We start from the raw sequence: 14,411 nt of genomic DNA on the forward strand, positions 1-14,411 counted from the left end.
AAAAGCATTTATTTTTCTTTAATCGTTTTAATCTATCCTACGTTGAAACAATACAAGTTAGATTTAATCGGTGCATTACTTGTGTTGATAGGTTTAAGTGGATTACCCTGGTATATTATTAAAATCAGAGTGTCTCGGGATTTATGGTATAATTTTTCTTATTCTCCTTTTAAATTAATTATTGAAATGGGGGATGTTGTTGATGCTGATTTATTTTATAGATTTGATTCAACTATTGTTGGCATTATCCTATTATTAATGTTGTTATTAAGATTAATTAAAACAGACATCTTAAAAATGAAATATTTAGCTCCATTAATCATGGGATTAATACTAATATTTTTTACATCATTTCTTCCTATACATGTAACAACAGCATCAAGGCTAGTTATTGGGGATGGGGCTTATTTTATTCTCTTTGGATCTGCCCTACTAATCATATCAAGTATTATAAATCAACTTTATTCTCAATGAATTTCATGATAAATAACTTATTAAATATTCCGCGCACACTCTAGTGCTCTTATTTAAGTCTTCTAAATATTCTATCATCACTGTAATAGAAGTAGCCCATAATCTTCTTTTTAACTCAATGTTCCCCAAACGTTCTTTCTTACGTTCAAATAAAGTTACTGAAAAGATTCTGGCGGTCAATTCAACGGTAACAAAACTTCAATTTAGATATTCTATTTAGAAAAACTAATCGTGAAATTGGACAAACCTCCACAACCTGATGGCAAGAAAAGGGGGACTTTCAAGGAGGCAGACATAAAGGGGACACGGGCGACTGCCAACTTTAGGAGGCGGATCCCCCCTTTGGTGTTGGATCTGGAGAAGCTACTTTCCAAAGTAAGGACTGCTATGGTAGAGGAGTACGCCCATGTCTACAGTATGAGAAGGGTGTACTGTGAAAAATCCCCCTTCTGTTCTGCCATTAGAGGCTTATATCTGATTAGAGGACAAGTCTAGTTTATACTGAATGGAGGACGTTTCTAATTGATCCACTACTTCCCTGCTCCTGATGTAAAGAGGAGCATTGAGGAGATGGTGGGCCTCCTTAGGTTCGATCACATTGACTTGGGCAATATATATTGCGTCAGAAGCAGAGGCTCTAAGGCGAAAAGTACTATTGCTAGGATCCACGGCAGGAGCAAGGTTTGGCAGGCTGTTGGTCTTGAGCCCTCATACGTTATCGAGATAATAGCGGAGCGATTTGATAGACTATCTCCAGAGGATCAGGCTAGGATCTTGATCCACGAGCTTCTCCATATCCCCCACGGGTTTAAGGGAGGCTTTCGACATCACAAAGACTATGTCAACGACGAGACGGTCGATACCTGGTATAAGAGGTATTGCGAGAAGAAAGACGCTTAAACTTGTAGAGAAGCCCGTTTTCCATATCTGGATTGGTTTTTGTATTTTAGGGTAATACTGGTGTTTTTAACTATTTTTTTTAGACTAAATATTCTTTCCACTGGCATAACTCTACACTTCTATTTTCCCACATCCAAGATGAGGACCTTAAAGGGGCCCGTGGAGGTTCATGATAACGCGCGGCTATCTTGAAGGAACCCATACTCCCTCGTCTGAAACATGGAAATCCAGTCCCTCTGAAACGGTTCTATATAGGCCTTTATCCCAGCTCTCACGCTCATCATCAAGGGGTTCCCGTAGGTCATGTTAAAAAAAATCTATTGTCTATCATGGGGAACTTGGTCCCCCCACTTGATCTCCTCGAGAACCATGCAAACTTTCTGAATGAGACATCAAAACGGATGAACCTCCTTATAGAACTAAAGTTAAATCATATACCCAGAAAAAGCTTAATCACACCTAGAACAGGCCAACCTTACAATGCACCCTATATTCTCAACAAGTTAGCCTCCAGTTCATTAGTAAAATGTACTAACACGTAAGGGCGATCTAGCTCTCTACGGAGCGCTTGATGATCTCATGGTTGATCTTGCCACATGTGAAGGAGGACCCAGTCTTGGAACTAGTCAAGGTCACCACAGCCGGCGCGAAGAGGGCCGGATCGATCTTGATGAAGTCGAAGTTGACCGCTTTGTAGATCTCATAGCTTGACTTTCCGTAGTCGCTGCAGTTGCTAGAGGGCGCGCTTAACGCGATCTCCTTGAGAACCTCCTCCTCCTCGTCAACTATATAGGTGGTTACCCCTCCATAAGTTAGGGCGTCCTCGGCCCGCCCCATAGCCTTCCCCTTATCTGGATGTACTGGCATGATTGGGGCGTAACCCGCCCCATACCGAACCTTCTTGAGGTCGAGGCCCAGAAGGTCTAGCCTGAAGAGCCCCGTCTCCACGATTCTCCCTGAAATCTGGACCATCCCCGCCATGGATGTCCCTGTCGTGAGGAGCATATAGACGTTCTCGGGCTTCACTTTACACGCCTCAGCAATGAAGTAGGCAGCCGAGTCCGGGGGCATTTCTTCTGTTTCTAAGACGATCACTGCGACGTCCGCCTCGTCTTGATATTCGATTTTCCTGAACACCTTCTTTGGTTTCAAGGCAAGCGCCCGGGCGGGTCCTGAACCGTCGGCGGTGTATCCTTCCGGTTTTATCCGCCAACCCGCAAGCTGGGCCCCAAATAGGGCCACTGCAGGGTGATCCGTTGAGATGACTACCGTGGGCAGAGTGAGCCCCCCAAAATCAGCGTAGCCGAGCTCTGCAGTCCCAGCCCCCCCCATAGCTATCCTGGTCGTCATTAAACCGGCCTCATAGCCCCCGTGGGCCTTGATCCCAGTATCTATAACTGTCGCCCCGGATGGCAGCATCTTGACTCCCACGCGATAGTACTCCGGGTTGGTCAGGATCTCCCTAATGAGCTCATAGGCCAGCTTGTTTATGCTTAGCATATCTTTTCGTGAACACATTCTATGATTCCTTTATATCCTTAGTGAGCAATTTCCACAATCGATTTATGGCGTTAAGGCAGGATCTCGCCATCGCGTACGCGTGGAGCCTTTACACACACTTCAGGGGTCTACTATCGATCAAAGGATGATCCGGGCATCCACGACCATAGCGCCCTCTTCATAGACGAGAACAGGATTCATATCCAGTTCAGATATCTCGGGACAATCAACAAGCATCTCTGATGTTTTCAGCAGTATTTCGACGATGACCTTGGTGTCTGAGGGGGGCTTCCCCCGAACCCCTTCGAGGATCTTGTAAGCCTTGATCTTTTTCACCATCTCCTCAGCGTCTGACCGGACTATCGGAACGAGCCTGAAGCTGACGTCTTTCAAGATCTCGACGAAAATCCCTCCGAGCCCAAACATCAGGGTTGTGCCGAAGGTAGGGTCCTTGGTGGATCCGACGATGACCTCGGTCCCCCAAGGGGCCATCTTTTGGATCAGGATACCGGTAATCTCAGCCTCTGGAACGTAAGCTTTGATATTCTTCAGGATAGTCTTGTACCCCTGTCTGACCCCCATTTCGTCCTTAATGTCGATAAGGACACCACCGACATCAGATTTGTGGATGACCTGGGGAGATACTATCTTGAGGACCACGGGAAAACCGAGTTTCTTGGCGGCATCAACGACGTCTTCCTCGGTCTCCCCGACAGTAATCTTGGTTACCGGGAGACCATAAAGGACACAAAGGTTCTTAGCCTCGTGCTCGAAGAGGAAATCCCTGCCCTCGGCCTCGGCGGTTTTGAAGATCTCGTTGACTGCTTTATCTCTCATCCTTGGACACTCCGAATTAGATCCTTACTGCATTAACCCGTGATTTTTAAAAATATCGTACGATTCCCCCGCGCGTTGAATCTCGGAATATAATAAACATGTATATCTCTCGCCAGTTATGCATCAGAATCGCTGGCTATACCTCTGCTCCGTCCAGGGGTCTGCTTCATTGTGGTAGCCGTTCCTCTCCCAGAAACCAGGGCGATCACGATCCTTAAACTCAAGCCCTCTGAGCCATTTTCCTCCCTTCCAGAGGTAAGTGGTCTTCGCCTCACTCCTGTCTGGAAAAGAGCCGATAACCCCCCTAAGAGGATATCCGTGATCTGGAGTGAGGGGTTCCCCCGCATAATGGGTAGCAAGGAGGAAGTTGTCAGCCATGACTAGATCGATGGGAAGATTTTCAGTGAAGTTATGCTCACAATGCTGGATGACAAATTTGGCTTCGGGTTTGGGCTTAATTATGCCCTCCTCGACGAGGTCCCTAATGAAGACACCCTCCCACTCCGTATCTAGTTTTGACCACCAGGTTACACAATGTATGTCCAGGATGATCTTCCTCTGTGGGAGATCATTGAACTCCTCCCACGTTAAGATGACTTCCTCCTCAACAAGACCGAAAACCCTAAAGTCCCAATCTGATAGGTTGACTTTAGGGATTGATCCGTAGTGGAGGATGGGGAACTTCTCAGTGAGGGACTGCCCGGGGGGGAGACGTCTGAGTTCTTCCCCATCGCCCTTCTTGAAACGAGATAAGAAGCCACTCAAAACAAGCGCCAAGATGAAGAAACAAACAGCAGTTTATCAAGGTATGTAAAAATCTGTTTATTCCCGGCGGATAAATAGGTGGCATTCATATTTCTCCGAAGTTGTCTGCTTCGACGATTTCTTTAAGGATCAAAGGCTATCTATCTTTAATCATCATGGATTTTGAAGGAAGGCTGAGTCGAGCAAGAGAGGAGATGCGGAAAATGGGCGTTGATTTGATGTACCTCCGCCGGGGAGCTAAGCTATGGTACTTGGCTGGTATTCGGAGGCGAGGGCCTGAGATGACTGATCATAACACCTATGGGGACTATATTCAGGGTGCTTACGTAGGGGCTGAGGAGGGCTTCGTCCTAGTGGGACCCCGGATGGGTAGCGCAGCATGGGTATACGAGGCCAAGGGAAAACCCTGGATCAATGAATTGAGGATCATTGATGAGTCTGAGACCCCGGAGAAGGTCCTAGAGGAGGTCCTCAAGGGATTCGATGTTAAGGGCGATGTCATGGTTGACGAGCGAGCCTGGGCTCAGGGAGGGCTTCTAATTCAGAAAAATCTCCCGCGATCAGGCTTGAGACTTGCTTCGGAGATCATCGATCCAATGAAGATGATTAAGGACAAAAACGAGATCGCCCTTATGAAAAAGGTGGGCGAGATTACTGATAAGGTATATGGCGAGGTAGTAAATCACCTCAAGGTGGGTCTGAAGGAGGAGGAGGTGGCCCATGAGGTGGACTACCAGTTCACCAAACACAACTCAGATCAAACCTCCTTCGTTACCGGGGTGAGGTTCAGCAGCCCCAAGAGACCTAGGAGGCTTCACGCGTCTCGGTCGACATCTAGGAGCCTGCATGAGGGAGATACTATCACGTTTGACTTTGGTGGAGTCTACCAAGGTTACTGCTCCGACTTCGGGAGGACGGTCTACGTGGGGGATCCCCCGGCAAAGGTAAAGGAGATCCATAATGCCGTGATGGATGCACAGGCTGCAGCCATACAGGTGATGGTGAGTGATACGATAACAGCGCAGGGGCTGGATAGGATAGCCCGGGGCCTCATCACAGACAGGGGATACGGCGAGTGCTTCGGCCACAGACTAGGACATGGGATAGGGGTCACCGTGCACGAGCCACCTTTTCTCTACATCCCCGACGACACGATGCTCCAGACCGGGATGACATTCACTGTGGAGCCCAGCATCCGGCTTCCAAACAGCTGGTCGGTTAGGGTAGAGGACGTCGTGATGGTCACTGAAGAGGGAGGACTCCCTTTCACTAACTATCATAAAGAGCTAATCACCATATGACCGACACGCAATCACGTGTACCGTTGTCAGGTTTTTTTAAGGGTCTTCTCCAGGATGTCGAGACCCTTCTCGAGGAGATCGTCATTTATGCTTAGTGGTGAATGCAAATGGATGCAGTTGTCATAGAGGCCTGCCTTGAACGTCAGCAGTCCCGAGGAAAGTGTAGCCTTCATCACCCTGGATGAAGCCTCCGGGTTTGGCTTTTTTTTGAGCTGCGGTCATCACCATCTCAATGACAAGCATGGGTCCCTTACCACTGTCCTCTTCAATGGTCTCGAATGTATCGAACTAGATCTTGATTATGTGGGACCCACTCCTTCAGGGAACTCTGCCTTCAGGAAACGAAGGTAGGAGGGTTTATCCCAAAGTGCGGGTGGTTGGATTCCCACCCAGATTTACTAGTAAAATTGAAACATAATCGATGATTTTATCCTCACATCCCCTCAACTCTATGATATAGCCGACCCATTGCTTGGTATCGAAGTGATGAAAAATGATTGACATAACACATCGATTTCAAACAGACTTTAATGGGAAAGACCCCGACAAATATTAGCAGATTAGGAACCCGATCTAGTAGAAGACTTACTAGACTACGCCCAAGAATCTATGAGAACCCGAACAAATAAAGATTCAGCGAAGAAATCGAGAGTTCTTTGTCAATTGATAAGCGACGATAATTGTATAGGCGGGAAAGTAGAGCGCAAGATCTGAATGCTATGTCAATGTTCGTGCGCTTGATCGATTATGCGCGTGCAGGCCCTCATCGACAAGAATTTCTTGCGTAAAACACGGGATTTCTGGTAGATGAACCATGGGTGTTGTCACGATACTAATCATAGCCTACCCTAGAGAGTCTAGAAACAAGAAAATGATTTTAATTCTAACATATTCTCAATCTAATGTTATTATCCCATCTATCATACAGAACTTTATTTTCCTTAAATCGCTGATGTCTTTTTCTGGGTTGCCCTCCACGGATATGATATCTGCTTTCACCCCCACTTTAATTGTCCCAAAGATGTCTCCCATCCTGTATGCCTCTGCCGCGGTACCCGTTGCCGAGGATATGACTTCTAGAGGTGACATACCTGCGTCCACCATCATCTCCATAGCCCTCAGCAGACGCGTCGAGTTCCCGAGTCCCGTAGCGTCTGACCCCGCGACAACCTTAACCCCCATTTTTCTCATCCTAGAGAGGTTTTCGAATTTCCTTTGGAACTTATAATTCAGTTCCTCCCAAGCTCTTTCTTCGTCATCAGCCAGCACCTGCCCCTCTTTCGTTATAGCCCCGAGTGAATCATATCTATCAGACCCGGTCTGCAGAGTGGGGCAATAGTAAAGACCCTTCTCGGTCATGGTTTTCACGGCGTCCTCGTCGAATCCTCTGGACCCATCCGGGGTCAAGAAGCCACAGTGACAGAGGATGTCCACGCCAGCCCGGGCCGCGTTCCCCACGGAGTCATACGCCTCACAATGGGCTGTTATCACGCGTCCTAACCTGTGAGACGCTTCCACCGCCGAACGCATCTCTCCCTCGCTGAAGGTGACCTGGCTCGCCGTTGGGCCTCCGAGGGATCCGATGTTAACTGAGCCTCCACCTGATGCCATAATCTTGACAAAGTCCACATCCTCCTTGACGAACTGCCCTACCCTCGCGACCACCTGGTCAACTCCATTTGCCTCGTTGTCGTTGCAGAAGTGGAAATGTCCGCCAGTACTGGTGAGAGGTCTACCAGCGACGAGAAGCCTTGGGCCCTCCACTATTCCTAGTTTGATTCCCTGCCTCAGGCTCTGGGCCACTAGGTTTCTGGCCCCTGCATCCATCATGGTGGTTATTCCTGCTCGTAAGGCCGCTCTGACGTTTGATACTCCAGCCATCAAGTGGATGGAGTCAGACTCTCTGCTGATCTTGCTGTATCCCCCATAAGTCCCTAATGTGAGGTGTATGTGTGTGTCCACCAGACCTGGGAGCACTGTCTGTTCCCCTAGGTTCACCTCCCTGACCCCGGTACCTTGCGGTATTTCATCTTGACCGTCCTCGTCTATGAGGTGTATTTGGTTGTCTTTGACAACAATCACAGGATCATTAACTGGTTTATTTCCAGTTCCGTCAATCATGCGCTTGGCGCGAATAACCGTGTATTCACTCATAGTAAGTGAATACTATGGTTGGTATATTGTTTTAACTCGGTGGGTCTGAGAAACAATTTTAACAATTTGCGTCAGATATTTAGAAAATGCATATCAATATCGCCGATGTCGAAGGATTGGAGATTACTCAGGGAGTTGTGGAGAGGACTTTACTCCGACCTGAGCAAACAGAGACTAGTGACCTGACCGTAAAACACCACGTCCTTACCGGGGGGGAGATAATGTTCGTGGAGGATGGCGTAGAATATCAGCATTATATCATCTCCGGGTGTGCCCTTATGAAGGGCCGCCTACTGCACGGCGATTCGGGTGTCTTCGTCCCTGGCAGCAGCCGGTTCGGTGAGCCCCATAAACACGGCTTTGCCCATACGGGGGAAGGAAAGCTGCGGATACTTACGGTGATATATAAGACGCCTCGTCCAAACTTCAGGTGGGCCAAGACTAGGATCAAGAACCTGAGCCAAGTCGAGGGCCGCCTCGGGGGCATGTTTGCCCAACAAATATTCACGGAGGAGGAGCATGCGCTTATGGGGGCTCTTAGAATGCATTCTCTTGATGTTCAGACTCATGCGCCTGGCGTCGTTCTGCCCGTTCACCGAAACCCTGAGGAGTTTGCGTATATTCTAAGGGGGACGGGCGAGGTAATGTCCGGAGACAATAGGGTAAGGGTGAGACCCGGTTCTTTGGTGTACACCGAAGAGGCCGTTCCGCATGCAGTAAAAAATACTAGCGAAGACCTTCCTCTTCAGTATGTTGCATTCGAGTTCACGAGACAGGACGAGAGCTGGACCGAGATGGGGTACAATGAAAAAACGTGAGCGCATAATATCGTTTTTAGCGAGCGATGTCCGCGTATTTATTGGTGGATAAAAGGATTCTGTGATGAATAATGCACGTTAATATTGACAGCGTAAAAGAGAAAGAAATATCACCCGGGGTAATTGGGAGGGTTCTCCTGGCGGAAGGCCAGTCATCTCCGGGAGGCTTGACGGTATTTCACCACACCCTTACGGATGGTGAAGTTGTTTTTGATCAGCAGGGAGCCGAGTTCCAGCACTATATCGTCCAAGGATGTGCCAGGATAGGAGGAAAGTTCGTCCACTCCGAGACCGCGATATTCGTGCCAGGTAGCTCAAGGTTCGGTGATCCCCATAAACATAGGATAGCCCACGACGGGGAGGGGGAGCTCCGAATAGTCACCGCCATCTACAAAACGGATCGACCGAATTTCAGGTGGGCCAAGTCTCGCAGCAGAAACCTCTACCAGGCGTTGCCGAGCGTCTCAACCATCATAAATCAGCAGCTCATAACCGAAGAGGAGCACGCCCTCATGGGGGCGCTCAAAATGCATGCACTTGACATCCAAACCCATGCGCCCCTCACGGGTAACCCCGAGCATAAGAACCCCGAAGAGGTCATGTACGTTTTAAGAGGAACGGGAGAGGCGGTATGTGGCGAAGAAAAGTATCATGTGAAGCCTGGAGCGCTCATCTACTCAAAGGAAGGAGAGGTCCATGGTATCTATAACCGTGACGACAAGCTGCCACTGCAGTACTTTGTCCTCGAGTTCATTGATCACGACAAGATGTGGACGGAGAGAGGCTACAGGGTCTAAACTCATTATCTCTGTTTTTTGAGCCACAGGCACAGACGAGACTCTTTTCAGAGTTCTTTGTCAACTCTGACTCGCCCACCACATAATTGAATTATGTTTCATGGCCGAGTAAAGATTTCTTCAATCAAATACATTTATCTGGTTAGATAGAATAAAAGCAAACCCGCTAGTTTTCTAGGCTTTAGAGTCCCTAGCTGGATTACGCCCCTATATGGCACTTGATTCCGTCCACGCCTTCCTCGAGGAGAGAACGGTCATTAGGCTCCACGAGTTCGACGAGCTCCTGAAGAGCGTCGAAAGATAGCCTCCGGAGGTTCCCGGACCCCATTTAAATAAGCCCCGCCGTTAGGATGAACCATGTCATTCACACTCCATATAGGAGAAAAAGCACCGGACTTCGAGCTCCCCGCCACCGACGGCAACACCTACAGCCTCGGCGACCTCGACGATGAGACCCTCGTGGTCTTCTTCACATGTAACCACTGCCCCTACGTCATCGGATCAGACGAGGCGACCCGGGGGACAGTGGAGAAGTTCTCGCTCAAGGGCGTCAGGTTCGTGGGGATTAACTCCAACAGCATCAAGACCGTGCCCGGGGACGGATTCCCCCAGATGGTGGAACGCATGAAGGAGCACGGGTTCCCCTGGCTCTACCTCAGGGACAAATCCCAGGAGGTCGCCAAGGAATACGGCGCCCTGAGGACGCCACACTTTTACGTCTTCGACAGGGAGCGCAAGCTGGTCTACACGGGACGCGCCATCGACAACCCCCGAGAGTCCTCGAAATCGACGGTGTTCGACCTGGACAGGGCCCTCGAGGAGCACACCTCGGGGAAGCCGGTGAGCGTCCCCCTCACTAACCCCATCGGGTGCAACGTAAAGTGGGAAGGGCAGGACGCCCACTGGATGCCCCCCGAGGCTTGCGACCTCGTCTAGCGACGGACTAACTGCTGAAATACTGCTTCAAAGGGGCCACGGCTTTTCACCATTGAGAGACTTCCGGAAACGAAGGTAGGAGGGTTTATCCAAAAGTGCGGGGGGTGGGATTCGAACCCACGGAGGACTAGTCCATCAGGTCCTAAGCCTGACCCCTTTGGCCACTCGGGAACCCCCGCTGGTAATCATATCAATCTCCTGAACCGGATTAAAGCATTACCTGACACCAAGGCTCCATCGCACGCGAGCCATCTTGCTAAAGAAGATAACGGGGTTCTCCTTTAATGGATTCCACTAACTCTAAGGCCGTCTTAACCTTCTGCTCTATCCCATCTAGGATGAGCCGGACCGAGCCCTCGGCTCCTGCTATCCCCCCGGCAGCATATAGATGCGCATCCACCCCGGTCAGGAGCCGGAGCGCCTCTATTTCAGTGATAATCGTCCCCATGAGGGGCCAGAGGGTCATTCCCTTGGAATCTTCTTGGGCGGCGAGCCGGTGCAGATTATCTATATTCTCGTAGACCTGCTTTTCTAGCCCAATCGGGATGACGAGATGGATCTTCTTCCCTATGACGCTTCCTATGACTGATCCCACAGTGCCCCCTGTGGGGCTCGCAATTAGTACCCCCGCTTTACTTCTCAGATAATCCAGAGCATTAGCTCCTTTGAGGTAGACGTCCCCCTGCCCCATTTCCCCCACGGCGCTGAACCTATCTAGCTCCGGGGCCACCTTCCCTTTTCTGAACACTACGTCGGGAATCCTTTCATCATGGGCCTCAGGATGCCTTTCTGGTTGCTTCGGCGTCGTGATACCGCTCCGATACCTCCTCTTATCGAACCGTTTTCCCCAGAGCTCCTCAAGAACATAGGCGTTCGTGGTCCCTGTCGCTACCACCACCATCCCTTCCTTCATAGCCCGTCTCACCTCAGGCATTGCAGCAACGCCCATGGCGATTAGTCTCTTGGACTCTGACACAGTCAGAACAACCTGTCGCTTCAAATCAGATCTTGATACCATTCGTTTAATTAGAATATTAGTTGAACCCTCAGTAACCAGGCTCATCTGATTATAACTATGTAAATCTCAAGACTTCCAGAGGATTTCCGAAAGCTGCTGCCTATATAGACGTTCTTCGAGTGTTTCGCCTTGGACATTATGACCATTAATAAAAAAGAATATCAAAGACTTCTGCACGAATAAGGAGACCTCCAGTTTCCGAGGGATTGAACATGGTTACCTAAAAGATAAAAGAGATCATAGATGATCTCTAGACTCCATTTTTCCTATGAATCTCGTTTAAAACTGACATCTTTTCCATTTTAAGGATTACTAGTAAATTGGTGCGGCCGCCGGGATTTGAACCCGGGACGTTGGCTTGGAAGGCCAAAATCATGCCAGACTTGACCACGGCCGCTTACCATCAAACATGTGCATGACCGTTAAAATGTTTCTCAACCAGCTAGGGGGATTATAATCTCGATGGTGAAATCTTGAGCATCTAAATCCTCAGGGATATACATGATCTCAATGCTATGGAATTCGTTTGATGTTTCGTGTCCTTGATTCTCGATATATTTCCGCAGGATTTTGTAACATTCCTCTTGAGAAGTATCCGTGTCCTTATAGACAAGAAAAGCCCCGCGGATCGAGGGGAAGACCTTAGTTTCAAGCCCCACCACCGAACCATTGATTGGGACCATCAACTCCCTCCGAGTGTTTGTGTCTTTTGTAGGATCGTATTGGACTACCATTGAATGGATATATTTGTCTACGTCGATAGAGTGCTGTCCGATGAGGAGACTCAAGAGCTGAGAAATAGCTGGCCCTTCAGATTCCCATGGCCTTAGCACTTTATACGCTACTTTGATGGGGTCGGTAGTTCTGATTCCTAAGTGTAGAATCATTTAGCGTTCACCTTAATTCCCGGCTCTTAGAGTTCCCTGAACTTTACACTCAATACATGTGAGCCATTAAAAGGCATATCTCTATGAAAAATGCCATCTCTGCCGAGTCAAAAGACGATAGGACTCTATGTTCTTATCTACTTGCTTGAAAAATATTGTGTATCTAGTGAAAACAACCCGTAGAAAAATATTTCAAAGACTTTAAACACTGTTCAAGAAATGAACTGGTCTTTCTTTGTGCTCTACCTTGGAGGATTAGGTCTTGCAAGTGGCCTTGTGATGAGCCTTATCGGGGCTAGCGCAGTAATGGTAATCGTACCTGGCATCACAATCGTCCTCAATTATCCAATGCATAAAGCAATCGGCGTGAGCCTTCTAGTAGACGTTATTGCTTCTATGGCAGTCGGTTACGCATATTGGAGAAACGGGAATGTGGACCTGCGAGAGGGGCTCTGGATAGCTCTTGGCGCTATTGCCGGGGCTCAGTTTGGGGCTGGCATAACCGTTGAAATCCCCGGGACATTTTTGGCAATTGGCTACGGGGTTTGGATGATTGGGGCTGGGGCCACTATCTGGAAAAAGGGTCTTGATAGGACTAAGATAGCTGACCGTTTCTATAAATACATCAGATTCAAGACCCGGACGTGGCAAATAGTATTATGCATCTTTCTGGGACTGCTGATCGGGCTCAATAGTGGCATTTTCGGGGCGGGGGGAGGGGTACTCATTATGCTTGTACTAATGTTCGTCCTAGACTATCCCATCCACAGCGCCATAGGTACATCTACCGTAATTATGGCTATCACTGCAGCCTCCTCGACAACGGGCTACATGATGAGAGGAAACGTAGATGTCACCGCCAGTCTAATTGTGGCGGCGGGAACAGTAATTGGGGGTTTGTCTGGAGCCAAGTTCGTGAATTATGTTAGCGAAAGAAAACTCTCAAAAATAGTTGGGGGGATCTTCATGATTCTTGGGGTCGTAATGACGGTCCTTAGATTCTTCTAGAAAAACTGAATCGCGTTTTCGAGCCTGCTGAGCAGAACAATAGAGCTCAAGGGTTGCTCATCTATTATATTGTAGCCGGACTCTTTTGATAGTTTTTTAGCGAAAGATCGGATGTCTTTGTGCCACGCCATCTCGTTATATCCAAAGCGTTTCCTGGCGTAGCCTACTGACATTGCTGCCTTTGTCTCGATATAGGTGGGGTAAGAGACTTTTGCTATCTTCGCGTAGCCAACGGGGTTATGCATATTGAGCTTGGGAATAAGGGTGTGCCGGATTACAGTAGGGCAACTAAAGCTCCTGAGGAGTTCTAAAGTTTCGTTGAGCCTTTTCCATCCATCCGATATCAACGGTCTACAGGTCCGATTATAAGTCTCCTCATCGGGAGCGCAAACGCTGACATAAAGTTGGGTCGGCTCTGTTGAAAGCTTTGAAATTGCATTAGGGTCAAGACCGTTGGTCACGATGAATACTGACTTGAAACCATTATCGTAGAATGCCTCGATAAGCTCCCCTAGCCTGGGATAGAGTGTAGGTTCACCCTCAAGGCTTATTGCTGCATGGTATGGCTCATTGGCCTGCCTCCACATTTCACTTGTAACTTTTGGATTTCCCCCGAATCCACTGATAGCCTTTCTATGGGCCTCAAGACACCCTTCCACAATTGTTTCAGGGTCGCCAGACTCAGCAGCGGGGAATCTGGATTGATCCCATATTGCGCCTATGGTTTCTGGGGTGGCCCTCCAGCAAAATAGGCAGCTCTGTGTGCACCGGCCAAGGCTAGGGGTCATCTGAAGACACCTATGGCTGGGTACACCATAGAACCTTTGCTTGTAACAATGTTCCCGACCCCCGGTTCTGAGGCTCTTTTTTGCCCAATGGCATATTTTAACAGCACTGTGGTTTCCCACCAAGCGGTACCCCTGGTGCTGGTAAAGTTTCTTTAGTTCCAATGGGGCGCTCAAATCTACATCAGTATCCGCATAGATTCAAATCCTTTTCGTCGCCTGAGTAAGTGG

Annotated in this window: 16 protein-coding genes and 2 tRNA genes; 8 read left to right on the plus strand and 10 right to left on the minus strand. The window is 48.7% G+C overall.

The window, feature by feature from the left end; translation table 11 throughout:
* Positions 1 to 42: 42 nt before the first annotated feature.
* The 3 genes from QGG23_01910 to QGG23_01920 all read left to right on the plus strand — a co-directional run bounded on the left by QGG23_01910 (position 43) and on the right by QGG23_01920 (position 1,374).
* A complete protein-coding gene (locus QGG23_01910) occupies positions 43 to 474 on the plus strand; it encodes a hypothetical protein (protein MDP6048194.1) in 432 nt (143 codons plus the stop codon).
* A gap of 237 nt (positions 475 to 711) precedes the next feature.
* Positions 712 to 969, plus strand: coding sequence for a hypothetical protein (locus QGG23_01915; GenBank protein MDP6048195.1), 258 nt, complete (start codon positions 712 to 714; stop codon positions 967 to 969).
* Positions 970 to 996: 27 nt separating this feature from the next.
* Complete coding sequence (locus QGG23_01920) at positions 997 to 1,374, plus strand: putative metallopeptidase (protein MDP6048196.1); 378 nt, start codon at positions 997 to 999, stop codon at positions 1,372 to 1,374.
* Positions 1,375 to 1,923: 549 nt separating this feature from the next.
* Here the strand turns inward: QGG23_01920 and mch are convergent.
* From mch to QGG23_01935, 3 genes are all read right to left on the minus strand, one after another.
* Entirely contained in the window at positions 1,924 to 2,874 is a 951-nt protein-coding gene (gene mch / locus QGG23_01925; protein ID MDP6048197.1) for a methenyltetrahydromethanopterin cyclohydrolase, read from the minus strand.
* Positions 2,875 to 3,012: 138 nt separating this feature from the next.
* Entirely contained in the window at positions 3,013 to 3,711 is a 699-nt protein-coding gene (locus QGG23_01930; GenBank protein MDP6048198.1) for an acetate--CoA ligase family protein, read from the minus strand.
* Between the two features lie 123 nt (positions 3,712 to 3,834).
* The gene (locus tag QGG23_01935; protein ID MDP6048199.1) at positions 3,835 to 4,488 is read right to left on the minus strand and encodes a sulfite oxidase-like oxidoreductase; all 654 of its coding nucleotides are present in this window, start codon (positions 4,486 to 4,488) and stop codon (positions 3,835 to 3,837) included.
* 143 nt (positions 4,489 to 4,631) lie between these two features.
* Here QGG23_01935 and QGG23_01940 point away from each other — a divergent pair, with 143 nt between their 5' ends.
* Positions 4,632 to 5,777, plus strand: coding sequence for a M24 family metallopeptidase (locus QGG23_01940; GenBank protein MDP6048200.1), 1,146 nt, complete (start codon positions 4,632 to 4,634; stop codon positions 5,775 to 5,777).
* 120 nt (positions 5,778 to 5,897) lie between these two features.
* Here the strand turns inward: QGG23_01940 and QGG23_01945 are convergent, their stop codons facing one another.
* Together QGG23_01945 and QGG23_01950 are read right to left on the minus strand one after the other, a co-directional pair.
* Complete coding sequence (locus tag QGG23_01945) at positions 5,898 to 6,020, minus strand: hypothetical protein (GenBank protein ID MDP6048201.1); 123 nt, start codon at positions 6,018 to 6,020, stop codon at positions 5,898 to 5,900.
* Positions 6,021 to 6,671: 651 nt separating this feature from the next.
* The gene (locus tag QGG23_01950) at positions 6,672 to 7,931 is read right to left on the minus strand and encodes an amidohydrolase family protein (protein ID MDP6048202.1); all 1,260 of its coding nucleotides are present in this window, start codon (positions 7,929 to 7,931) and stop codon (positions 6,672 to 6,674) included.
* An 86-nt stretch (positions 7,932 to 8,017) separates the two neighbouring features.
* Between QGG23_01950 and QGG23_01955 the strand changes: the two genes are divergently transcribed.
* The 3 genes from QGG23_01955 (at position 8,018) to QGG23_01965 (ending at position 10,482) form a co-directional block, all read left to right on the plus strand.
* Complete coding sequence (locus QGG23_01955) at positions 8,018 to 8,749, plus strand: cupin domain-containing protein (GenBank protein MDP6048203.1); 732 nt, start codon at positions 8,018 to 8,020, stop codon at positions 8,747 to 8,749.
* 71 nt (positions 8,750 to 8,820) lie between these two features.
* Positions 8,821 to 9,546, plus strand: a complete 726-nt coding sequence (locus QGG23_01960; protein MDP6048204.1) for a cupin domain-containing protein — start codon at positions 8,821 to 8,823, stop codon at positions 9,544 to 9,546.
* A gap of 357 nt (positions 9,547 to 9,903) precedes the next feature.
* Complete coding sequence (locus QGG23_01965) at positions 9,904 to 10,482, plus strand: thioredoxin family protein (protein MDP6048205.1); 579 nt, start codon at positions 9,904 to 9,906, stop codon at positions 10,480 to 10,482.
* Between the two features lie 96 nt (positions 10,483 to 10,578).
* Here the strand turns inward: QGG23_01965 and QGG23_01970 are convergent.
* The 4 genes from QGG23_01970 to QGG23_01985 form a co-directional block, all read right to left on the minus strand.
* Positions 10,579 to 10,661 (minus strand) — tRNA-Leu (locus QGG23_01970).
* Between the two features lie 77 nt (positions 10,662 to 10,738).
* Entirely contained in the window at positions 10,739 to 11,482 is a 744-nt protein-coding gene (locus tag QGG23_01975; protein MDP6048206.1) for a hypothetical protein, read from the minus strand.
* Positions 11,483 to 11,821: 339 nt separating this feature from the next.
* Positions 11,822 to 11,897: transfer RNA gene (locus tag QGG23_01980), tRNA-Gly, on the minus strand.
* Between the two features lie 37 nt (positions 11,898 to 11,934).
* Positions 11,935 to 12,387, minus strand: coding sequence for a hypothetical protein (locus QGG23_01985; protein MDP6048207.1), 453 nt, complete (start codon positions 12,385 to 12,387; stop codon positions 11,935 to 11,937).
* Between the two features lie 219 nt (positions 12,388 to 12,606).
* On the opposite strand from QGG23_01985, the gene QGG23_01990 reads away from it, so the two are divergent.
* A complete protein-coding gene (locus QGG23_01990; protein MDP6048208.1) occupies positions 12,607 to 13,395 on the plus strand; it encodes a sulfite exporter TauE/SafE family protein in 789 nt (262 codons plus the stop codon).
* Here QGG23_01990 and twy1 read toward each other — a convergent pair.
* Positions 13,392 to 14,381 carry a 4-demethylwyosine synthase TYW1 gene (gene twy1 / locus QGG23_01995; GenBank protein ID MDP6048209.1) on the minus strand — a complete coding sequence of 330 codons (990 nt, stop codon included), beginning with the start codon at positions 14,379 to 14,381 and terminating at the stop codon, positions 13,392 to 13,394. The genes QGG23_01990 and twy1 overlap by 4 nt on opposite strands.
* Positions 14,382 to 14,411: the final 30 nt, after the last annotated feature.

It is taken from the genome of Candidatus Bathyarchaeota archaeon, from assembly GCA_030739585.1.
In the GTDB taxonomy this organism is placed as follows: Archaea; Thermoproteota; Bathyarchaeia; order TCS64; family TCS64.